Genomic DNA, 19,756 nt, shown 5'->3' with positions numbered 1-19,756 from the left:
ACAATCAGGCTAGTATGCGATAAATAAGCATCAAGATATTACAATTAACAAAGGTTGATTAGGGTGCAACAGACGCATCAGACAGAGCAAAAGTGGGGCAAATTACAAATACTGGCATTGATGCTGGTCTTTGCGTTGCTTGCTGCCTGTTCTGAGCCCAAGCCTTCACAACTAGACACAATCAAGCAGCAAGGCGTTCTAAAAATACTCACCCGCAACACGCCTTCGACTTATTACGAAGGGGCCGACGGCCCTGCTGGCATGGAATATGAATTGACCAGCCTGTTTGCTGAATATTTGGGGGTGAAGCTTGAGATCGACAGCAATCACGATATCAATGATATTTACAGTTCGCTGAGTACCACAAACGCGCACATTGCCGCAGCCGGATTAGAAGTTAGCCTAGATAAACTCAACGACTTCTTTTACGCCCCAAGCTACCTGAGCGTGCAACCCATCTTCATCTACAATCGTAAAACAAGCAAACCTAAAACCATTACCGATCTTATCGGTAAACAGATAGCCGTAATTGCAGGCTCTGAGCAGGCAGCATTAATGCGGGCGCTTCAGGTTGAACACCCCAAACTCAGTTGGAAAGAAACCAACGAGCTTGAAGCCACAGATTTGATTCGAATGATCAACGAACAAGAGTTAGACATCGCATTGGTAAACTCCAATGACCTCGATATCAACCAAGCCTATTTCCCAAGGGTATCTGAAGCATTCTCCGTTGGCAGCCCTATCCAGCTCGCTTGGGCACTACCGCGCACAGACGACACCAGCCTGTACCATGCTGCAAAGGCTTTCTTTGACGAAATCAAAGCCAATGGCACCCTTAGCCAAATTACAGATCGCTATTATGGCCATAAAGAAGAGCTGAACTACGTTGGGGTACAGCTGTTTCTACGTCATGTGCGGCAAAGGCTGCCAAAGTATGAAAAGCACTTTCGTGCCGCCGCTGAAAAATATGATCTAGATTGGCGCTTGCTGGCTGCGGTGGGGTATCAAGAGTCACATTGGCGACCTAAAGCGGTATCTCCCACGGGTGTGCGCGGCATCATGATGCTAACCCTGAATACAGCGGGTGATATGAAGGTTAGCAATCGTCTTGATGCAGAGCAGAGTATATTCGGCGGTGCTCGCTACTTAGCCCAACTGATTAGGCGTATGCCCGAACAAATTATTGAACCAGACCGCACTTGGATGGCGCTGGCATCTTACAATGTCGGCTACGGTCACTTAGAAGATGCTCGCAAAATTACTGAGCACCTTGAGAAAGACCCTAACAAGTGGATCGACGTAAAAGAACACCTTCCTCTATTACAAAAGCGCAACTGGTATCGTTTTACTAAACATGGTTTTGCCCGAGGCGAAGAGCCTGTGACCTATGTACAAAATATTCGTCAGTATTATGATGTTTTAAGCTGGTATGACAGTCGACTGCAACAGTTGACGCAAAACCAAGTGACAGAAGAAAACCTATCAGAAAAAGTGAACTTCAATATTATTCCTCCGATTTTATAGCCACGTCCTGCTTCTTACTTTGAGCTTGTTCTGTTTTGTTCTGCCGTCGCTCGGCAAAAAAACTTTTCAGTAATTGTTTGCACTTTCCTGCCAACAGACCATTTTCAATCTGCACTTTATGGTTGTACCAAGGTTGAGCAAACAGGTTACACAAGCTCTCATTAACCCCTGTTTTAGGCTCGGCGGCACCATAGTAAACCTTGCGAATACGACTGTGGATAATAGCACCGGCACACATGGTGCAAGGCTCTAAGGTGACATAAAGATCACAGCCACTCAGGCGATAATTACCTAGCGTTTTGGCCGCGTCGCGCAAGGCCACTACCTCAGCATGGGCGGTTGGGTCGCAACGGGTAATGGATTGGTTGAAGCCCCGTCCGACAATTTCACCTTCAAAAACAACAACAGCACCAATGGGCACTTCGCCCTCTTGAGCCGCTTGTTGTGCAAGTTCTATCGCCCTGTGCATAAAGTATTCTGGTTTATGGCTTATTATCATGTAGTAGGATCTTTTATTTTGTGTTGTTCGGTTATCAGTTATTCTCAACGTTAAACCACAGATCAGCAGTCTGTTGAATGACAAAATGCAGGAGGCAATGTGCATTTATTATCGCAACATCACAAGGCCAGTTTTGGGCTTTTGGCTCTACTTTTATTTGGCACATTATTATTCAGCCGCATGGCAGAAGCTGCACCTATTCGCTTCTTAGTAGGCTACCCAGATGAAACCCATGTGCCATTTTACCTAGACTCAGGTACAAACGTCCCCTTAAATCCAGGTTTTGCTGTAGAGGTAATGCAGCAACTGGGCAAGAAAGTATCAGAAGTGAAGTTTGAGCTGGTACGCTGTTCATTTGAGCAATGTTTAGAGCAGATCAGAATAGGTAAGCTCGATGGTCTATTTAATGTACCCTATCGAGAGAAGTGGTTATTTACAGGCAAATACCCCTTCACCAAAGCAAGAGTTGACGACCGCCAACGCATGAACCGAGAGGAGTATGCTTTGTATAGAGTAAAAGACACCTTGGTTTCAACGGATGGCGGGCAGATTTACGGTTTAAAAGGTCGTCCCGTTATTATTCCAGCGAAGCACCCACTTGCAGATTGGCTTAAAGAGCACGAGTATCCGCTGATTGTTGCCAATAACACCACCGATGCTTTGCAGAAGTTACTACAACGCCAAGCCCCCGCTGCTGTTTTGGTGGTGGAGTATGTCGAACACCTTGCACGTCAGCATCCTGAGCTAGTTGAAATGCTACGCCGCTCAGAAGAATCTATTCTAACCGAAGACTATTACTTGATGCTAAGTCGCCAGTTTTATGCCAAAAAACCTTGGTTGGCAGAAAAAATTTGGGCAGAGCAAACCAAAATTGTTGCAGAAAAATATAACGATCTATCAAGCAAGTACTTCCAATAATATTGATCTTGCAGGGTTAAGCTTGCCAAGTAAGCATTGGTTTATTAATGGCTCTTAACCCTTAGTTCCTGTAAGCTGCACGCCCGCCAGAAAGGCGGATAACATTTATTTTGTATACCGCAGCGACAGTAGAGACCACCTTATATGAGTTTTGCCTTATTAGGCTTATCCGCCCCAATCCTTGCAGCCGTTTCTGAACAAGGCTACACCACGCCATCACCGATTCAAGCACAGGCTATTCCTGCTGTTTTAGGTGGTAAAGACGTGATGGCCGCAGCCCAAACAGGTACAGGTAAAACCGCAGGTTTTACACTGCCTATTCTTGAGCTGTTAGCCAAAGGTGAACGGGCGAAACCTGGTCAAGTGCGTGCTTTAATCTTAACACCAACACGTGAGTTGGCCGCTCAAGTAGCTGAAAGTGTGTCGCTTTATGGTAAAAACTTAAACCTAAGCTCTGCGGTGGTTTTTGGTGGCGTGAAAATTAATCCACAGATTGCCAATCTACGTCGGGGTGTGGATATTTTAGTGGCGACCCCTGGTCGTTTGCTGGATTTGTACAATCAAAATGTTGTGCGTTTCAAGCAACTAGAAATTCTGGTGTTAGATGAAGCCGATCGCATGTTAGATATGGGCTTTATCAACGACATTCGCAAGATTTTGGCCGTACTGCCAAAAGAGCGTCAAAACTTAATGTTTTCTGCGACGTTTTCTAACGACATTCGCAACCTTGCTAAAACAATCGTACACAATCCTGTTGAGATTTCGGTGACGCCGCCTAACTCAACAGCCAAAACGGTCAAGCAATGGATTTGCCCTGTTGATAAAAAACAGAAACCTGATCTGCTAGTACGCTTGATTTTTGATCATCAATGGTCACAGGTTTTGGTCTTTACGAAGACTAAACATGGCGCAAATAAGCTGACTCAACATCTTGAAGCCAATGGCATTCGTGCCGCAGCCATTCATGGCAATAAAAGCCAAGGTGCTCGTACCAAAGCGTTGGATGACTTCAAACGTAGTGCGGTACAAGTATTGGTCGCCACTGACATCGCTGCCCGTGGTTTAGACATTGATCAACTACCGCAAGTGGTTAACTTTGACCTACCAAATATTCCTGAAGATTATGTACACCGCATTGGTCGCACAGGTCGTGCAGGCGCCTCTGGGCAAGCGGTATCATTGGTCAGTGCAGATGAATTCCCTTACTTGTCAGATATAGAGCGTCTGATTGGTGAAATTCTGCCCCGAGAAGAGATAGAAGGCTTTGAGCCGAACCATAACTTGCCTGAATCACGTCTAGATCGTCGTGCTCCGCGTCCGAAAAAACCAGTAGTGGCTGCTCGTGGTCACAGAGATGGGCAACGCTCTGGCGAAAATGCCCGAGGCCATAAGCCAACAGGCAAAAACAAACGCCACACAGGTGCCGCTAAGGCTGATGACAAACCTGCGAGCAAACGCAGCCGAGGGAGTAAGGATCATCGTAAAGGTGCAACCACCGCTCGACCTGCAACTAAATCAGCTGGGACATCACGCTCAGCCAGTCGCCCAGCACCAAAAGCTAAAGTTTAAGTGGGTATAGAGACTGTACTCACTTAGAAAAATCAGTTAGAAATCTGTTACTGGAGGGCGTTTACAACCTATCCAGTAACAGATTGGGCGAGATCGTTTTGAGTGTCTATTTCAGTAGCTGCGTGACCAGCTGCATCACTTGATTTTGCTCATCATCATTCAATGCTCCCTCTTTCATCCAGCGTACTTGACGATTTTTATCTAGCACGATAATGGCTGAGCTTTTCTTTTCTAATTGCCACTGATTAAGTGCTGCACCCTCTTTGTCCAACACCATCATCGACCAAGGAAACTCTTTCTTACTGCCTTCAAGCTTGCCCTGAACAATGCCACTGGTGCCCCAAATAGCATCATCAGTATTCACAAGCGTAACCGTTTGATATTGATCAGGTTGTAACTTAGCTGCTTTGATACGTTCAATCAGAGGTGCGTTCATCTCTTTAGCTGAACCACGACCTGCAATATGTTGAACCACATATACTTTGCCGCTCAGTTGATCACTCTTCCAGCTCTGATACTGGATATCAGCCCCTGACAGCACCAGCTCGCCACCCTCTTGAATGCTAACCTGAGGTAAAACTTGCCCAACTTGAATGGCTGCCGCCATGACCCAAGAACTACAAAGCGATAGCAGCAGTGCTGCGCCTATTTTTAGTGTGCCCATCTTCAAACTCCTACTTTGATTATTATTGTTAGCCAGTATTGGATTGCTTGGCACAATGGAGAGTAATACAAACCAGCATCAAAATTCAAACAGTCGTTTGTTTTATATTTGCATTCAAAAAAAATCCCCGACGAGATCAGGGATTTAAATGTAGAACGGTAGAGATAAATAATTTGGTTATTGGTCGCACCCAAGCTGCTTACTGACTGGCTTCTGAACCGCTCACACTTGGATGAAATTTGATCTGCAAGCCTTGCAAAAAATTCCGCAAAATCTGATCTTTACACTCTCGATAATGCTTATTCTTTGGCTTTCTAAAAAAAGAACTCAATTCATGCTTGCTTAAAGGGAAATCTGCAAGCTGCAATATATCAATAATATCTTCAGCTTTTAAGTTAAGGGCAATGCGTAGCTTTTGTAACACCATATTATTACTAAGCTTTTTCTCTGGTTTTGGCTGTTCGCCTTCACGCTTACCACGCTTAAGATTGATAAAGCCATTTAAAAACTGCGCAAAAGTTAGATTATTTAACTTAACAAAAATGTCGTCTTCCTCTTTTTTCATCCAGGCAATCACCTGCTCCTCCGTCACAGTAACATCTGCTAAGGCAAAAGCCTCTACTACGGTGCTATCTCTTAAATTAAAGGTGTAACGTAAACGGCGCAAAATATCATTGTTGGTCAAAATAAATCCTAGCCTTAGGTAAATCCTTAGCAATCCACACGATTGCTGGAGACTGTTAATCTTAGCAGAGTTAGCCTTAACATCGCGCAGTTGATTGTCAATGTGATGATTGATTTTTTGACTGGCTCTATTGACCAAAGCTACTGGCCATCAGCTGGATTCCATAGACCTATTTACTGCCTGAATAAGACAGCCTAAAACCATGGAAGTGATAGACCCCATGTAAATTAGGGGAAAAAGTGAGTAAGATTCATTGATCATGAATATTAAAGTTAGAATTAGAACAAGAGGTTTATCGTGACTAAGCTTGCTACCGCCAGACGCTCCAGCACCATTACGACAGAAGAAGTGCTACTGATTCTTTGTCACTCTGTTACAGAAGTATTGAGCAATACAGGGAATGATCAGGTCAATTATTCTCCTATGGTGCAGAAAATCAACAAGACCTGCTTAAGACCTGACATTGGCTGTTTTGTGCTATTTGATGGTGGTTTCTCAGGTTTGGTGATCATTAACTTTACCGCAGAGTCAGCGATGGAAATTTATCGCACCTACTTGCTCAATATGGGGATGCCTGAAAACGAACTTGCACAGTTCCATACTGCTGATGAGGTGGGAAATGTGATGGGTGAAATCATGAACCAGATTGTTGGACACTTTACCAATAAAGTCCGTCATCAGCTGAAAACCTCTATCACCCAGAGTCAGCCAAAAATGATGGCGATTAACAAGCAAGTACAGATCTCCGTCAACACCACTCTAGATCAACCTCAATCACGCCGAGTGACATTCAATACTGAATCTAACAATATATTTTATCTTGAGCTGTCGATGGATAAGACTGAGTTCATCAAGCTGCATGACTTTGATGAAACCGAGTTGGAAAGTCCAGACGATATTTTTGCTGAAAGCAGCCAACAATCTAGCAGCAGCAAAAATGAATCAACAGCCAATAGTGATCATGATGATTTGATGAATGATCTAGGTATCTAAGTTTAGAGTTGAACTAAGCATTTTTAGACCAACAAGCCTACAAAAAAGCCCCGCAAACGCGGGGCAAAGGATCAAGGGCGAAAGTAAAATCCCAAGTTAAGATAAGTATCTAATCTATCTAGTAACCATTCATGCTATCAATCAGTTCGGGCAGGAACAGAGAGATCTGCGGTACATAGGTGATTAGAATTAAGAAGCCCAATAGTAAACTTAACCAAGGCAACGCTGCTTTAATCACCCAAATCATGCTGCGACCTGTGATACCTGCGGTCACAAATAGGTTAAGTCCAACGGGCGGCGTTAACATACCGATCTCCATATTCACCACCATGATGATACCTAGGTGAATAGGATCAATACCCAGTTGAGTGGCAATTGGGAACAAAATCGGTGCCATAATCAGCAGAATTGCCGATGGCTCCATAAAGTTACCCGCCATTAACAGCAGAATATTCACTACAATCAAGAAGCCCCAAGCTGGCAAGCCCCAACCAATGATGGCTTCAGCGATGGTGTGCGGAATACGCTCCGTGGTTAAAACATGTGCGAATAGCATGGCGTTGGCGATAATAAACAGCAGCATCAGTGACACTTTGGCCGCGTCCAATACAACTTTACGCACCTCGTCATCAAAGAATGACTTAGGTAAACCAACCGAGATCTGACCAATATTTCGCGCTATGCAACTGGCTATATTTTCATTTTCATAACGCCAAGGTTTGTCTTTCAATGGCCCCATGTCTCGATAGCCAAATACCGCCACTAAGAATGCGTATACTGCTGCTACCGCTGCTGCTTCTGTTGGGCTGGCAATACCACCGTAAATAGACCCCAGTACAATCACAATCAACATCAAGCCGCCCATGGCAATGGCACCTGAGCGGAACAGTTGGCCAAAACCGGGGAAAGGTTGTGCAGGAAAGTTCTTAATCCGCGCAACAATATAGATAGCGATCATTAAGATACCACCCATCATCAGACCCGGAATCATACCTGCCATAAACATACGAGAAGCAGACACTTCCGTTGCCGCTGAGTACACCAGCATCACAATGGAAGGCGGAATCAAAATACCCAAAGTACCTGCATTAGCAATTACGCCTGCCGCAAAGCTTTCGGGATAACCTGCACGCACCATACCTGCAATCACGATAGTACCAATGGCCGCTACAGTTGCAGGAGATGAGCCTGACACCGCCGCAAACAACATACAAGCCATCACCGATGCCATTGCTAGGCCACCTTTAACGTGACCGATACTGTCTACAGCAAAGTTAATTAAACGTTTCGCCACACCGCCTGTTGATAAAAAGGCAGAGGATAAAATAAAAAATGGAATTGCTAACAGCGTATAGTGATGAGAAAGCGCCTCAAATAGTTTCAGCGCGATAGACGCTAAAGAGTCATCAGAGAACAGCAAAATCGTACCCACACTGGACAGCCCCAGCGCGACAGCAATTGGCATACCTAAAAAGATACAGCCAAACAAAATCATAAATAAAACGGCGATAGTCATTTGCTTGCTCCTGTGTTGTTTGCGCTGCTGTCTTTGTTGGCATTTTCTTTGGCCAGTTCTTCTGCAAGGTGCATACTTTCTTTGCCTTCGTCAGCCAGATGGAAACCATCTTTCTGCCCCGTTAAGATCCCCCAGCCTAGTTCAGCAAAACGAATCACAAGCAACACAAAACCAATCGGCATGATCATCAGCGCCATCCATTTTGGGATCGGCAGATCCTCCATTTCGATGCCAATCATGTACATCAGCTCTAGATAATCCCAAGAACCTAAAAGAAATAGCGCGCAGTACACAAAACACAACGCAATGGCAATTAAGCCCGCCACACGACGTAGAGGATCGGGCAACAGCTTCACCAAAACATCCACACCGATGTGGGCACCAATACGCACACCGTAAGAGGCACCAAACAATACAAACCATGCAGAGGTATACAGCGTGGCTTCTTGTATCCAAGTCACACCAGAGTTAAAAACAAAGCGCATCACCACTTCCATGAACACCATCAGCGTTATGGCGACCAATAGAAAGGCAACAATGTTTTCTTCAAGCTTGTGAATAAAACGTAAAAGCATGATAAAACTCTCATCGTTTATGAATGAGCTGGCGCGTTGATAGGCACTCACCCCAATCAATCTAATCCTGTCTTCAGCAAACCTTTAGGGTGCTGGTCAGACTAAATTGATTGGCTCAGTGTCTATCAGAACTTCTTTACGAAATTGAGCCAGAGTTGATGTGGGAAATAGATGACTTCAGATTAAAAGCAGGGCTTCAGTACTGAGCCGAAGCCCTGCTTTGGCAGCTTATTTGTTCGCTTGAACAGCCGCTTCGATAATATCTTTACCGATCTTACGCTCGAATTGCTTCCAAACTGGCTTCATTGCATCAACCCACTGCTGACGCTCTGCTTCAGTGATTTCAATCACTGTAGAACGGCGTGAGTCGATAATGCGCTGACGGTCACTCATCGCTTTCTCATCAGACACTTTGTTACCAAAAGCAATGGCTTCGTCCATCGCACCTTTTAGCTCAGTGCGCACATTATCAGGTAGGCTCTTCCAGAAACGTGCAGAGGTCACCACCATGTAATCTAGGACACCGTGGTTGGTTTCGGTGATATAGTCTTGCACCTCAAAGAATTTCTTTGAATAGATGTTTGACCAAGGGTTCTCAGCACCATCAATGGCTTTGGTTTGTAGTAACGTAAATACTTCTGAAAATGGCTTCTTCAGAGGAATTGCGTCAATAGACTCAAACTGAGCAACTAGCACATCAGAGGTCATCACACGGAACTTAAGACCACCCGCATCGGCAGGTACACGCAACGGCTTATTCGCAGACATTTGCTTCATGCCGTTATGAATATAACCTAAGCCCAACAGACCGCGCTTGTTCAAGGAGGTCAGCAGTTTCTGGCCCACAGGCCCTTGCTGGAAGCGATCTACAGCGTCCATGTCTTTGAATAGGAAAGGCAGGTCGAACACTTGTAGTTCAGGGGTATATTTCTGGAACTTTGACAGTGAAGGCGCAGCCAGTTGTACATCACCTAGCAGCATCGCTTCTAATACTTTATCGTCACCAAACAACTGCGAGTTAGGGTAAACCTCAATGTTCACTTTACCTGGCAGACGTTGTTCAGCCAGCTCTTTAAACTTCAGAGCCATCTGACCTTTAGGGGTATTTTCAGCCACCACGTGTGCAAACTTAATGGTTACAGGGGCTGCGATTGCGGTAGTAGCACCAGCAAACATAAGTGCCGCAAGTGTTACGGCTTTAGTCAGTGAACGCATTGATCCGACTCCTACTGAGTTATTTTTATTTAAATGCTGAAAAAATGGCCGCCGAATCGACGGCCTCAATGCAAAGGCCAGCCCAAATGACTTAAAGGCTGTCACAATATAGTTATAACAAGATTGATGCCAGAAACTAAAAATCCATAAAAAAACATACAACCTATTGTTTTAAATAGAAATAAATAATATTTAACAGCGGAATTATTAATTTCTACATCTTGAATATTGTGCGAATATTCGCACAACCCACCGAAACACAGAGGGTAATATCACCCACATATTGCACCTGCACTTTAGACCTAAGTCGCAATATTCTGGTCGTAATTTGTTTATATCGGCGTATGTTATCTACAGGTAACCTTATCTTTGGGTAAAGTTTGACCTAATAGGTCAACCACCAATAAGACAATGTGCGACAATTCACACAACCTCGCATAAGAGTATTCAGCGCGACTTGAAAAGCGCGAGAATCCCCCCACATTTAGTCTAATCATCCCTCGAGCTGATCTTAGCTCGCCGTTCTAAAGTAGATATTGACCATGACAAGCACCCCCAACAACACCGATTTACCTGTTCCAGATTGGGCGCAGATTGATACCGTGCTACTTGATATGGACGGCACCTTGCTAGACCTGCATTTTGACAGCCACTTCTGGTTGCAACACTTGCCCAAACGCTATGCTCAACTGCATCAGCTAGACGAAAGCTCAGCCCGTGATCATGTCATTACCGCTATCACCAGCCAGCAAGGTACGTTGAACTGGTATAGTTTGGAGTACTGGGCAGAGCGCTTTCAACTTGACATTGTTGCCTTAAAACGAGAAGTACAGCACCTAATCGGCTTTCGTAGTGATGCGGAGCATTTGTTGCAGTTTTTACAACAACACAAAGCCCAAGTGATTCTAGCCACCAACGCTGACCGCCACAGTTTAGGCTTGAAGTTACCCGCAACAGGACTTGATCAATACGTTGATCAAATTGTCAGCTCTGCTGATTTGGGGATCGCCAAGGAAGAGCCAGAGTTCTGGCAGGCGCTACAAAAACAAGTACCCTATGACCCTGCTCGTACCTTACTTATTGACGATAATGAAGAGGTGCTAGACTCTGCACAGGCGTTTGGCATTCAATATCTCTACACTATATTGCAGCCAGACATGCAATCACCTGAACGCAGTTTGACCCGTTATCCTGGTGTGCAACAATTCAAACAAATGACACCCAAATAACTAAGTAAGCATTGATTACTTTGAGATTATAAAGAGTTAGACCAATTCCAATGACAGCCGTAGCCGAAAAAGTACGTTTAGATAAGTGGTTATGGGCCGCCCGTTTTTTTAAAACTCGCGCCCTCGCCAAACAAGCCATTGAAGGCGGTAAAATTGAGTTTAACGGTACCAGCTGTAAAAGCAGTAAGCTTGCCGAAGTGGGTGCTATGCTGAAAATACCAACAGGCTGGGATATCAAAACCGTTGAAATTTTAATCGTTTCTGATCAAAGAAAAGGCGCACCAGAAGCACAGTTGCTATACAAAGAAACAGAGGACAGCATCAAAAAAAGGATGTTAGAAGCGGAAAAACGCAAACTGATGCGTAGTGATGCACCAGATCATAGGCCAAATAAAAAAGACCGCCGTATGATTCACCGCTTTAAACGTATCGAAACAGAGTAAACTGAACGATAAGATCCAATCAGAGCGATCAACAGCATGCTCAGCTCATTTTGGCACCCTTGCTTAACACTGACATAGAATTTGACCATGACTCAACTTGATACCATTCAACGCTTTTTAATCGACAACAGCCCTGTGCGTGGCGAAATTGTTCATCTACAAGCCAGTTACCAAAAAGTGCTTGAAAACCATAACTACCCCGAAGCCATTCAAAAGCAATTGGGTGAAATGCTCACTGCGATTGCACTCTTAACCGCCACGGTCAAAATTGAAGGGGTTTTATCGCTTCAAGCTCGGGGAAACGGCAATTGTAGCCTGCTCGTTGCTGAGTCAAACTCTAACGGCGACCTACGAGGCGTGGCACGCTGGGAAGGAGATGTTTCTGGGGCTGAGAATCTACAGCAACTGATGGGCGATGGTCAGTTGATCATCACCATTGAGCCGAAAGACGGCAAGCGCTATCAAGGCATAGTGTCATTAGAAGGCCAAACATTGGCCCATTGCCTAGAGCAATATTTTGAACAGTCTGAGCAACTACCCACGCGTATTTGGTTAGCAACCGATAGCCAAAATACGGCAGGCTTTATGTTACAAGCATTACCGTCAGACCGCACAGAAGCCGATCAAGATGCATGGGACCGCAGTATTATGCTGGCAGATACGCTGTCTAATGAAGAGCTGCTGACCTTAGACAACGAAGCGTTATTACACCGCCTATATCACCAAGAAGCTGTGCGTTTATTTGATCTGAAAACCCTACAGTTCAAGTGCACTTGCTCAGTTGAGCGTGTAAAAAATGCACTGATCAGTGTGGGTAAAGAGGGTTTAAACGAAGCTATTGCTGAGCACGGCAAAATCGAAAGTCAGTGCCAATTCTGCAATAGCGTTTACGAGTTTTCAGCGGCAGATATCGAGCAACTATTTGATGATCCACAAGCACCGCCACCTGTAGTTCATTAAACAAAAATACACTCCGCTTTAGGGTGATATATACTCAAAAAAAAGGTTAACGAGACTGTTAACCTTTTATCATGTTTTACTCGTGCTCTATTCTGGGCTGCTTGATTTTTTCGTTGATAAACAAAATAGCCTCATCTAAAGCCTGTGATACTTGGCTACGCATTAGCTGATAGTCTTCACTGGACAGGAAAAAGCCCATATCCACCTCAAAGCGAATGTATTGGCAGGGCAAGTTATTCAAAGCAATACAAGCGATATCTTCAACATATCCCTCTTCATAGCCTAACATAAAGCCACGCTTTACCAGCTCGTCAAAGACTAACTTTTCGTAATAGTTTTGAACATTTTGAAATAACATGGCTCTCTCCTATACGTTCTGTACTGTTCTTGTTCTTAGTATAACAAGATCGCTCACTAGCCAATGTAGCGTTTTATTATGTCGGCACCAGCTAGCCACCAAATAAGCGCGACTCTGCCTGTTCGATATGATCAGACATCCCTTGCAGCAACAAGGTATCGCCACTTTCTAGGATAAAATCATCCTCTGGCATTACAATTTCATTATCGCCTCTGTGTACTGATTGAATACTGACCTGCGCCTGTATCAGGTTGATTTCTCTAACAGTTTTACCACGAGCATAGCAAGTATCACTGATTTTCACAGGGTGTAGTCTAATCAAAGGATTACCTGACTTATCTAACAGTTGTGACTGTGCACCATGGAAATAACCATGCAGCAGTTGATAGCGCTCTTCGCGGGCAGTTTGCACCATTTTGGCAATACGCCGGAAAGGAATTTGCATCTGCGTCATCACATGGGTGACCAGCATTAAACTACCCTCCAGTGCTTCAGGAATAACCTCAGTTGCCCCTGCTGCTTTTAATTCACTCAGTTTGCTGTCGTCTTGCGTTCTTACCACTATTGGCACCGTGGCGTTATGTGTGCGAATACTGTGTAAAATACTCATAGAGTCGTCATTTTTATTCACGGTAATGACCACAAGCTTGGCACGATCTAAACCAACCGCCATTAATAATTTGTGGCTGCTGGCATCACCATAAAAAATCAATTCTCCCCCAATAGTAGCTTCATTAACTCGCACGGGATCATTGTCTAAGGCTAAAACAGGCAGGTTTTCTTTACGCATAAAGCGCGCCACTGTTTGTCCAACCCGACCAAAACCACAAATAATAATATGATCATGCAGTTCTGAAGTGGCCTCTGCCAGCTCTTCTGTTGAGTGAGGAATAGGGGCTTCATAAGGTTTGTTAGGTAGCAAACGCTGACAAATTTGAGCGTTATAACGAATTAATACTGGCGTAACACCAATACTGACAACAATGATAGCAACCACTAGACTGACAGCTTCTGGCTCTAACAAATGATTTGCAGAAGCTAAGGTCAGTAGCGCAAAACCAAACTCCCCCCCTTGTGCCAGTACTAAACCTGTACGAATTGCTGTTGACCGATCCTTTCCTAACCATTGCGCCAATATAGCAATCATAAGGGTTTTACTGATTACAATACCTAGGCTACCCAGTACAACCCAGTGCAGGTTGATCAGTAGCACTTGGTAATCTAGCTGCATACCTACGGTGACAAAGAAGAGACCAAGCAAAATATCTCTGAATGGTCGTATATCAGCCTCAATCTGATGTTTGAAGTGGCTCTCACCCAGCATCATACCCGCTAGAAATGCGCCCAGCGCCATAGACAAACCTATTTCGTGGGTAATCCACGCAGAGGTTAATGCCACTAATAGCACGGTCATCACAAACAGTTCTTCAGAGCGAGTTTTACTGATCTCATGGAAGATAAACGGCATCAACCACTTACCTACGGCCAGCATCACTACAAACAGTGCGACACCTTTTAATAAAATCAAACCAATGGAAAAAGAAAAGCTGTTATCGCTAGTCCCTGCTAAGGCAGGCACTAAAATGAGAAATAGTACCGCCGCCAAGTCTTGAAACAACAAGATACCAATTGCAGCATGGCCATGATTGCTATTCAGCTCACTCCAACGGGTTAACTCTTGGGTGACAATCGCAGTCGACGACAACCCTAATGCTCCCGCAATAATCAGAGAAGCTTCCGAGGATAAGCCTAAAAGATAGTGCAATATTGACCAGAAAAATAACGAACAGAGCACAACTTGAGCACTGCCCAAGCCAAATACTGTTTTCCGTAAGGCTGTCATTTTGGCGAGAGAGAACTCTAGCCCAAGAGAGAAGAGCAAAAAGACCAATCCAAACTCAGACAGAAAATGCAAGTCATCTGGTGTTTTGATCAGCTGAAACGCAAATGGGCCTATTAGTAAACCCACCAATAAATAGCCTAACACAGGAGGTAAACGATAACGGCGTAGCAAGGCTGTAGAAGCAACCGAGCCGCCTAAGATGATCATCACCTCATTAAAATAATTCGCACTTTGCACTCAAGCAGTCCTTGTATCACTAGTGTTTGTTGTCGGTCTAATGTAGCAGAGATAGAAGTCAATAATCCCCTTAATTTATATCAAGAACACTACATTTTGCTGCATTAGTCTCGTTTAAGTCACAGTTGATTTAGTGCTAACATGGCCTGAAATGGGATTGTGTACATTCTGTTCAATAATAAAAATATGGCAAATTTGCCAGTACACTGATTGGCAAAATATTAGGGTTGAGATGAACAAAAATAATAATTCATCAACCGCTGAACGTATTCTGGACATTGCACAGGATTTGTTACAGCGCAAAGGTTTTAATGGTTTTAGCTATCAAGATATTGCTGAACGTATTGAGATTCGTAAAGCCAGCATCCATTACCACTTTCCATCTAAAACTGATCTCGCTGTCAGTTTATGTGAGCGCTACGTTAACCAGTTTGTTGAACGCTTACATCAAGTTGAACAAAAGAATGACAGTTGTTTGCAGCGTATTAAAGAGCTGTTTCGTTTTTTTGCCCGCATCATAAGAGACCAAGAAAAGCTGTGTCCAATTACCATGCTAACGGCAGAAATTGAGGCGCTCCCCCAAGCCGCTCGCTTACAACTACAGCGTTTTATTACTGAAACAGAGTGTTGGTTAGGGCGTACCTTAGAGCAGGGTAAACGTAGCAGTGAACTGCATTACGAAGGCAGTTTTCAGTCTCAATCCAGAATTTTGCTTGCAGCACTACAAGGTGCAATGTTGCTGGCACGTGCCACTGGGGAACGTGGACACTTCCAAAGCATTACCGACGACCTGCTCAAGCAGTTACAAAAAAATTCCTCACAGGCAATATCAGCCCGCATTGAAAGCCCTTCACTTGCAGTGGGGATCTTATGACAGTTAGAGCAGCTTTCGGTATGATGCCAGCTGTTTTTTGATGCAATTATAAAGAGGTCATAGATGAGCACTCAGCCAGAGCAACTGGTTAACTGGCAAGATTCTGTTGTTCAGGAAGCCGTTATTGCCCTTTGTGAAACTCGGGGCATTCGTCAGAATGCAACTATATTGCCGTTGGTTCTATTTTTGTTGGACAAACAGTGGTTAACTCCTGATGAACAGGAAACCCCTGTATTTAAACTCAATACCAATGGTACACGCTGGTTACCTGCATTATTAGATCAGGTTTTCCCTGAGTGGAGAGAACGTGTTGAAGTACGCTATGAACTTAACCCACAAGAACGCAGCACCCTGCTGTCACGACTAGAGTTTATTAAAAATAATACTCGCTTTGACCTCCCTCTTTGGTTGAATCAAGTAAGCTACAACTCTCTTTTTGGTGAACTCGATGACGAGACACAGTCAAAGGAAGTAAAAGCACTGCTGCCTGACTTCAAGGTGAGCCGTGACCAAGTACTGCGTATTCGTGGCACTACAGATATGCACCTTGTTCGCAAAATGCTCAAGCCTATTAAGCTTGGCCCTTTGGTTAAACTCATGTCTCAAGCCATTATTCCTGAGCGTGACTTGCAAGAGCTAACCGAAGTAGAGGGTGAACAACCCTATATGATCATGACGGTTGAGAACTTATCAACTTTTATGGACTTGGATATTCCAGACCACCTGATGCTAATTTGGGCACCATTGGATTATCCAGATTTGGCAATCCGACTTATTAAGTTAATTCCCCACTATGTGCCTCATATTCACTTTGGTGACTTAGACGCCTCCGGTATGGAACTGGCAAACCTGATCGCCAGTGAAACAGGACGTCCGGTACGTCGATTTATTCCTGAGTTTTGGCATGAATATACCAGCCACTTTGCTCAACCTTGCAGTACAGCAAAATCAGGTAAGGGTGCGCGCTGGCAAGGTCCTGTTAACTCAAATGAATTTTTGCGTAAATTAATGATACGCAAAGAGTGGTTGCCACAAAATGCGATATTGTTAGATCCACGATTGAAAAAAGAGCTGCACAATCTGCTGAGCTAGCATAAATAAATCAAGCGTCAAATTTGAGTTTATGGGTAGAGTCCATTATCTTCAAATAAGGCGCTTTTTTAGATCTACTTTTTATTTGTACATCTGCGCTAACTACAAGGTATTTATCTGCCAGTCATCCGCAGCCTTGTTCGTATCTGTTAGGAGTAAACCGATGAGTGAAGGATTCCTGTTTGCCAACGAGCAGTCCTCAGCAACTACACCTAAAGAGGTTATTTCAGAAAAGCCTTGGAAGGTGATGATTGTTGATGATGACAAGGCTGTACATCAAGTGACCAAAATGGTGATGTCTGGCTTTCGCTTTGATGATCGTCCAGTACAGTTCTTAAGCGCCTTCAGCGGCCGAGAAGCGAAAGATATGATCGCTGAAGAAGAAGATATCGCCCTGATTTTACTTGATGTGGTAATGGAGTCCGATGATGCAGGTTTAGAGGTTGCCCGCTATATTCGACAAGAACTGCATAACAACATCACTCGTATCGTATTAAGAACAGGACAACCCGGACAAGCACCAGAAGATGATGTCATCCGCAACTACGACATTAACGACTATAAAGACAAAACAGAACTCACCAAAACCAAACTAGTCACACTGTTTTATTCAGCCTTACGCTCTTATCGTGACATTTGCATGATCAATGAGAGTCGTGGTGGCTTACGTCGAGTGATTCAAGCCATTACCAGCGTACAAGATGCTAGCTCTCTAAAACAATTTGCTTCCGCAATATTAGAGCAGCTACTTGGTCTATTGGGTTTACCTTCAGATGCTGTTTTTTGCCATTCATTAAGCACCTTTTCAGTCAAAAATGCAGGCAGCTTTAAAGTAATGGCCGCAACTGGCGACATGGCAGAGCTACTAGAGAATGAGTTTGAAATTCTAGACCCTCGTATCGCCGCTGCATTTGGTGAAGCAATGGATATGCGTCGCGGTCATTATGGTGATGATTACTTTATCGGCTTTTACCGCACGGCCAGAGGTAGCGAGAATCTACTCTATATTAAGAAAAATAGAGAAATCGCCTTGGCAGATCGTCAGCTACTAGAGCTATATGCTGATAACGTGGCTTGTACTTATGACCGTTTATTACTCGCTGAAGAAGCAATGTCTTCACAACAAGACCTTATTCATCTATTAGGTGAGGCGGTAGAACAACGGTCAGATACCGAAGGTCAACACGTATCTAGGGTGGCAGACTTAGCCGCATTAATTGCTAGAGAGTATGGGTTAAATGCCTTTGAGGTAGAATTAATCCGCATGGCCGCCCCCTTGCATGATGTTGGTAATATCAGCCTAGGTGATGCACTAGTACATCAAACTACGGTTTATACAGAGCAGCAGCGAGCAGAAATGCAACAGCATGCACAGGTGGGCTATGAGTTATTATCACGCTCAGATGAGCCAATGATGCGCTTAGCGGCCGCTATCGCCCATGAACATCATGAACGTTGGGATGGGCAGGGTTATCCGCAAAAATCACAAGGCGAAGACATACATATTGCAGGACGAATTGTCGCACTTGCAGATAGCCTAGACGCGATGACTCATGAGAGAACTTATAGGCCAGCAAAAAGCTTAACTGAAGCCTATACTGAGCTGAAAGCACAGTCAGGCACACAGTTTGATCCTAGGTTGGTTGATATTGTGCTTGCCAATGAAGAAGCAATCGCCAAAATTTTACAAATTTAATCCTTACAGTTATGCAAACTACTGGGGGGGGAAGATGACCGAGCAAACACCTTCAATAGCTGATATTGAACGACTCAAGCAGCAAATGATCGCACAAGAGGCTTTGGCTTCCATCGGTGCGATGGTGCCCGGTGTTACCCATGAGGTGAATACACCTTTAGGAGTTTGCATAACGAGCTTAAGTTTTTTACGCAACGAGTTGGCCGACTTCGATCAACAATTTAAGAGCGGTGAGTTGACCGAGCAAAAACTCACGGAATTTCTAGAAAGCTGTGATGATGTCAGTGCCTTACTAGAGAAAAATTTACAACGTGCTGCTCAACTGATTCAAAGTTTTAAAACGATTGCATCCAATCAATCAGTGGTTGAGAAGAGTCGCTTTAAATTATCAGAACTCATACATGATGTGATGCGTAGCCTGCGCCATGAAACTAAACGTTGTATTGGTGAGATTAAAATCATCGGTGCTGAAGAGATTGAACTTTATAGTGATGCTGGCGCACTGACACAAGTAATCAACAATCTGGTAATGAACTCAGTACGCCACGGTTTTGATGAAAAGTGCGCACAACCGCTACAAGGTAAAATTGAGATCAGTTGTTCTCGAACAGGTGACAAGGTTGAAATCCTTTACTGCGATAACGGTAAAGGAATTAGCGCAGAAAATGCACCTAAAATATTCGAGCCTTTTTTTACGACTCGTCGCGGCAGCGGTGGTACTGGGCTTGGGCTATCGATCATTCGAGAGTTGATGCAGCAACGCTTACAGGGCGATATTCTGTATTTACCCGTCGAACATGGTGCTAGTTTTAAGCTCAACTTACGTCACCAAATCAACTAAATGCAGTCTACCCCCTTATTAACAT

Annotated in this window: 19 protein-coding genes; 11 read left to right on the top strand and 8 right to left on the bottom strand. The window is 44.2% G+C overall.

What is annotated here, in order from left to right:
- Nucleotides 1-63: 63 nt before the first annotated feature.
- Nucleotides 64-1,524 carry a membrane-bound lytic murein transglycosylase MltF gene (gene mltF, locus B5D26_RS03395; RefSeq protein ID WP_078744285.1) on the top strand — a complete coding sequence of 487 codons (1,461 nt, stop codon included), beginning with the start codon at nt 64-66 and terminating at the stop codon, nt 1,522-1,524.
- On the opposite strand, the gene tadA is transcribed toward mltF, so the two are convergent.
- Nucleotides 1,505-2,023, bottom strand: a complete 519-nt coding sequence (gene tadA / locus B5D26_RS03390) for a tRNA adenosine(34) deaminase TadA (protein ID WP_234985171.1) — start codon at nt 2,021-2,023, stop codon at nt 1,505-1,507. The genes mltF and tadA overlap by 20 nt on opposite strands.
- Before the next feature lie 99 nt (nt 2,024-2,122).
- On the opposite strand from tadA, the gene B5D26_RS03385 reads away from it, so the two are divergent.
- Together B5D26_RS03385 and B5D26_RS03380 are read left to right on the top strand one after the other, a co-directional pair.
- Nucleotides 2,123-2,941, top strand: a complete 819-nt coding sequence (locus B5D26_RS03385; RefSeq protein ID WP_078744283.1) for a substrate-binding periplasmic protein — start codon at nt 2,123-2,125, stop codon at nt 2,939-2,941.
- Between the two features lie 144 nt (nt 2,942-3,085).
- Nucleotides 3,086-4,510 carry a DEAD/DEAH box helicase gene (locus B5D26_RS03380; RefSeq protein WP_078744282.1) on the top strand — a complete coding sequence of 475 codons (1,425 nt, stop codon included), beginning with the start codon at nt 3,086-3,088 and terminating at the stop codon, nt 4,508-4,510.
- A gap of 106 nt (nt 4,511-4,616) precedes the next feature.
- On the opposite strand, the gene B5D26_RS03375 is transcribed toward B5D26_RS03380, so the two are convergent.
- Together B5D26_RS03375 and B5D26_RS03370 are read right to left on the bottom strand one after the other, a co-directional pair.
- Nucleotides 4,617-5,174: a YtfJ family protein gene (locus B5D26_RS03375; protein ID WP_078744281.1), complete on the bottom strand. Its 558-nt coding sequence runs from the start codon at nt 5,172-5,174 to the stop codon at nt 4,617-4,619.
- Between the two features lie 199 nt (nt 5,175-5,373).
- Nucleotides 5,374-5,859, bottom strand: coding sequence for a YehS family protein (locus tag B5D26_RS03370; protein WP_078744280.1), 486 nt, complete (start codon nt 5,857-5,859; stop codon nt 5,374-5,376).
- Nucleotides 5,860-6,156: 297 nt separating this feature from the next.
- Between B5D26_RS03370 and B5D26_RS03365 the strand changes: the two genes are divergently transcribed.
- On the top strand, nt 6,157-6,852 hold the full coding sequence (locus B5D26_RS03365; RefSeq protein ID WP_078744279.1) for a DUF3334 family protein: 696 nt from the start codon (nt 6,157-6,159) through the stop codon (nt 6,850-6,852).
- Between the two features lie 118 nt (nt 6,853-6,970).
- Here B5D26_RS03365 and B5D26_RS03360 read toward each other — a convergent pair whose 3' ends face one another.
- The 3 genes from B5D26_RS03360 to B5D26_RS03350 form a co-directional block, all read right to left on the bottom strand.
- On the bottom strand, nt 6,971-8,368 hold the full coding sequence (locus tag B5D26_RS03360; protein WP_078744278.1) for a TRAP transporter large permease: 1,398 nt from the start codon (nt 8,366-8,368) through the stop codon (nt 6,971-6,973).
- On the bottom strand, nt 8,365-8,943 hold the full coding sequence (locus B5D26_RS03355) for a TRAP transporter small permease (RefSeq protein ID WP_078744367.1): 579 nt from the start codon (nt 8,941-8,943) through the stop codon (nt 8,365-8,367). Before B5D26_RS03355 ends, B5D26_RS03360 begins: the two co-directional genes overlap by 4 nt.
- Before the next feature lie 228 nt (nt 8,944-9,171).
- The gene (locus tag B5D26_RS03350) at nt 9,172-10,158 is read right to left on the bottom strand and encodes a TRAP transporter substrate-binding protein (RefSeq protein ID WP_078744277.1); all 987 of its coding nucleotides are present in this window, start codon (nt 10,156-10,158) and stop codon (nt 9,172-9,174) included.
- Nucleotides 10,159-10,700: 542 nt separating this feature from the next.
- Here B5D26_RS03350 and yrfG point away from each other — a divergent pair.
- The 3 genes from yrfG to hslO all read left to right on the top strand — a co-directional run bounded on the left by yrfG (nt 10,701) and on the right by hslO (nt 12,790).
- The gene (yrfG, locus tag B5D26_RS03345) at nt 10,701-11,387 is read left to right on the top strand and encodes a GMP/IMP nucleotidase (RefSeq protein WP_078744276.1); all 687 of its coding nucleotides are present in this window, start codon (nt 10,701-10,703) and stop codon (nt 11,385-11,387) included.
- A 50-nt stretch (nt 11,388-11,437) separates the two neighbouring features.
- Complete coding sequence (locus B5D26_RS03340) at nt 11,438-11,830, top strand: RNA-binding S4 domain-containing protein (RefSeq protein ID WP_078744275.1); 393 nt, start codon at nt 11,438-11,440, stop codon at nt 11,828-11,830.
- Nucleotides 11,831-11,917: 87 nt separating this feature from the next.
- A complete protein-coding gene (hslO, locus tag B5D26_RS03335) occupies nt 11,918-12,790 on the top strand; it encodes an Hsp33 family molecular chaperone HslO (RefSeq protein ID WP_078744274.1) in 873 nt (290 codons plus the stop codon).
- 76 nt (nt 12,791-12,866) lie between these two features.
- Here hslO and B5D26_RS03330 read toward each other — a convergent pair whose 3' ends face one another.
- Nucleotides 12,867-13,148 (bottom strand): late competence development ComFB family protein, encoded by a 282-nt coding sequence (locus B5D26_RS03330; protein ID WP_078744273.1) that lies wholly within the window; start codon nt 13,146-13,148, stop codon nt 12,867-12,869.
- Nucleotides 13,149-13,239: 91 nt separating this feature from the next.
- The gene (locus B5D26_RS03325; protein ID WP_078744272.1) at nt 13,240-15,228 is read right to left on the bottom strand and encodes a monovalent cation:proton antiporter family protein; all 1,989 of its coding nucleotides are present in this window, start codon (nt 15,226-15,228) and stop codon (nt 13,240-13,242) included.
- 232 nt (nt 15,229-15,460) lie between these two features.
- On the opposite strand from B5D26_RS03325, the gene B5D26_RS03320 reads away from it, so the two are divergent.
- The 4 genes from B5D26_RS03320 (at nt 15,461) to B5D26_RS03305 (ending at nt 19,731) form a co-directional block, all read left to right on the top strand.
- Nucleotides 15,461-16,102, top strand: coding sequence for a TetR/AcrR family transcriptional regulator (locus tag B5D26_RS03320; protein WP_159445580.1), 642 nt, complete (start codon nt 15,461-15,463; stop codon nt 16,100-16,102).
- A gap of 63 nt (nt 16,103-16,165) precedes the next feature.
- Nucleotides 16,166-17,194, top strand: coding sequence for a hypothetical protein (locus B5D26_RS03315; RefSeq protein ID WP_078744270.1), 1,029 nt, complete (start codon nt 16,166-16,168; stop codon nt 17,192-17,194).
- A 163-nt stretch (nt 17,195-17,357) separates the two neighbouring features.
- A complete protein-coding gene (locus B5D26_RS03310) occupies nt 17,358-18,890 on the top strand; it encodes a DUF3369 domain-containing protein (RefSeq protein ID WP_159445579.1) in 1,533 nt (510 codons plus the stop codon).
- Nucleotides 18,891-18,924: 34 nt separating this feature from the next.
- Nucleotides 18,925-19,731: a sensor histidine kinase gene (locus B5D26_RS03305; RefSeq protein WP_159445578.1), complete on the top strand. Its 807-nt coding sequence runs from the start codon at nt 18,925-18,927 to the stop codon at nt 19,729-19,731.
- Nucleotides 19,732-19,756: the final 25 nt, after the last annotated feature.

This window comes from Oceanospirillum multiglobuliferum (genome assembly GCF_900167095.1).
GTDB classification, from domain to species: Bacteria; Pseudomonadota; Gammaproteobacteria; order Pseudomonadales; family Halomonadaceae; genus Oceanospirillum; species Oceanospirillum multiglobuliferum.
The sequence above is the reverse complement of the archived record's forward strand: the minus strand, read 5'-3'. Positions and strand labels throughout refer to the sequence as shown.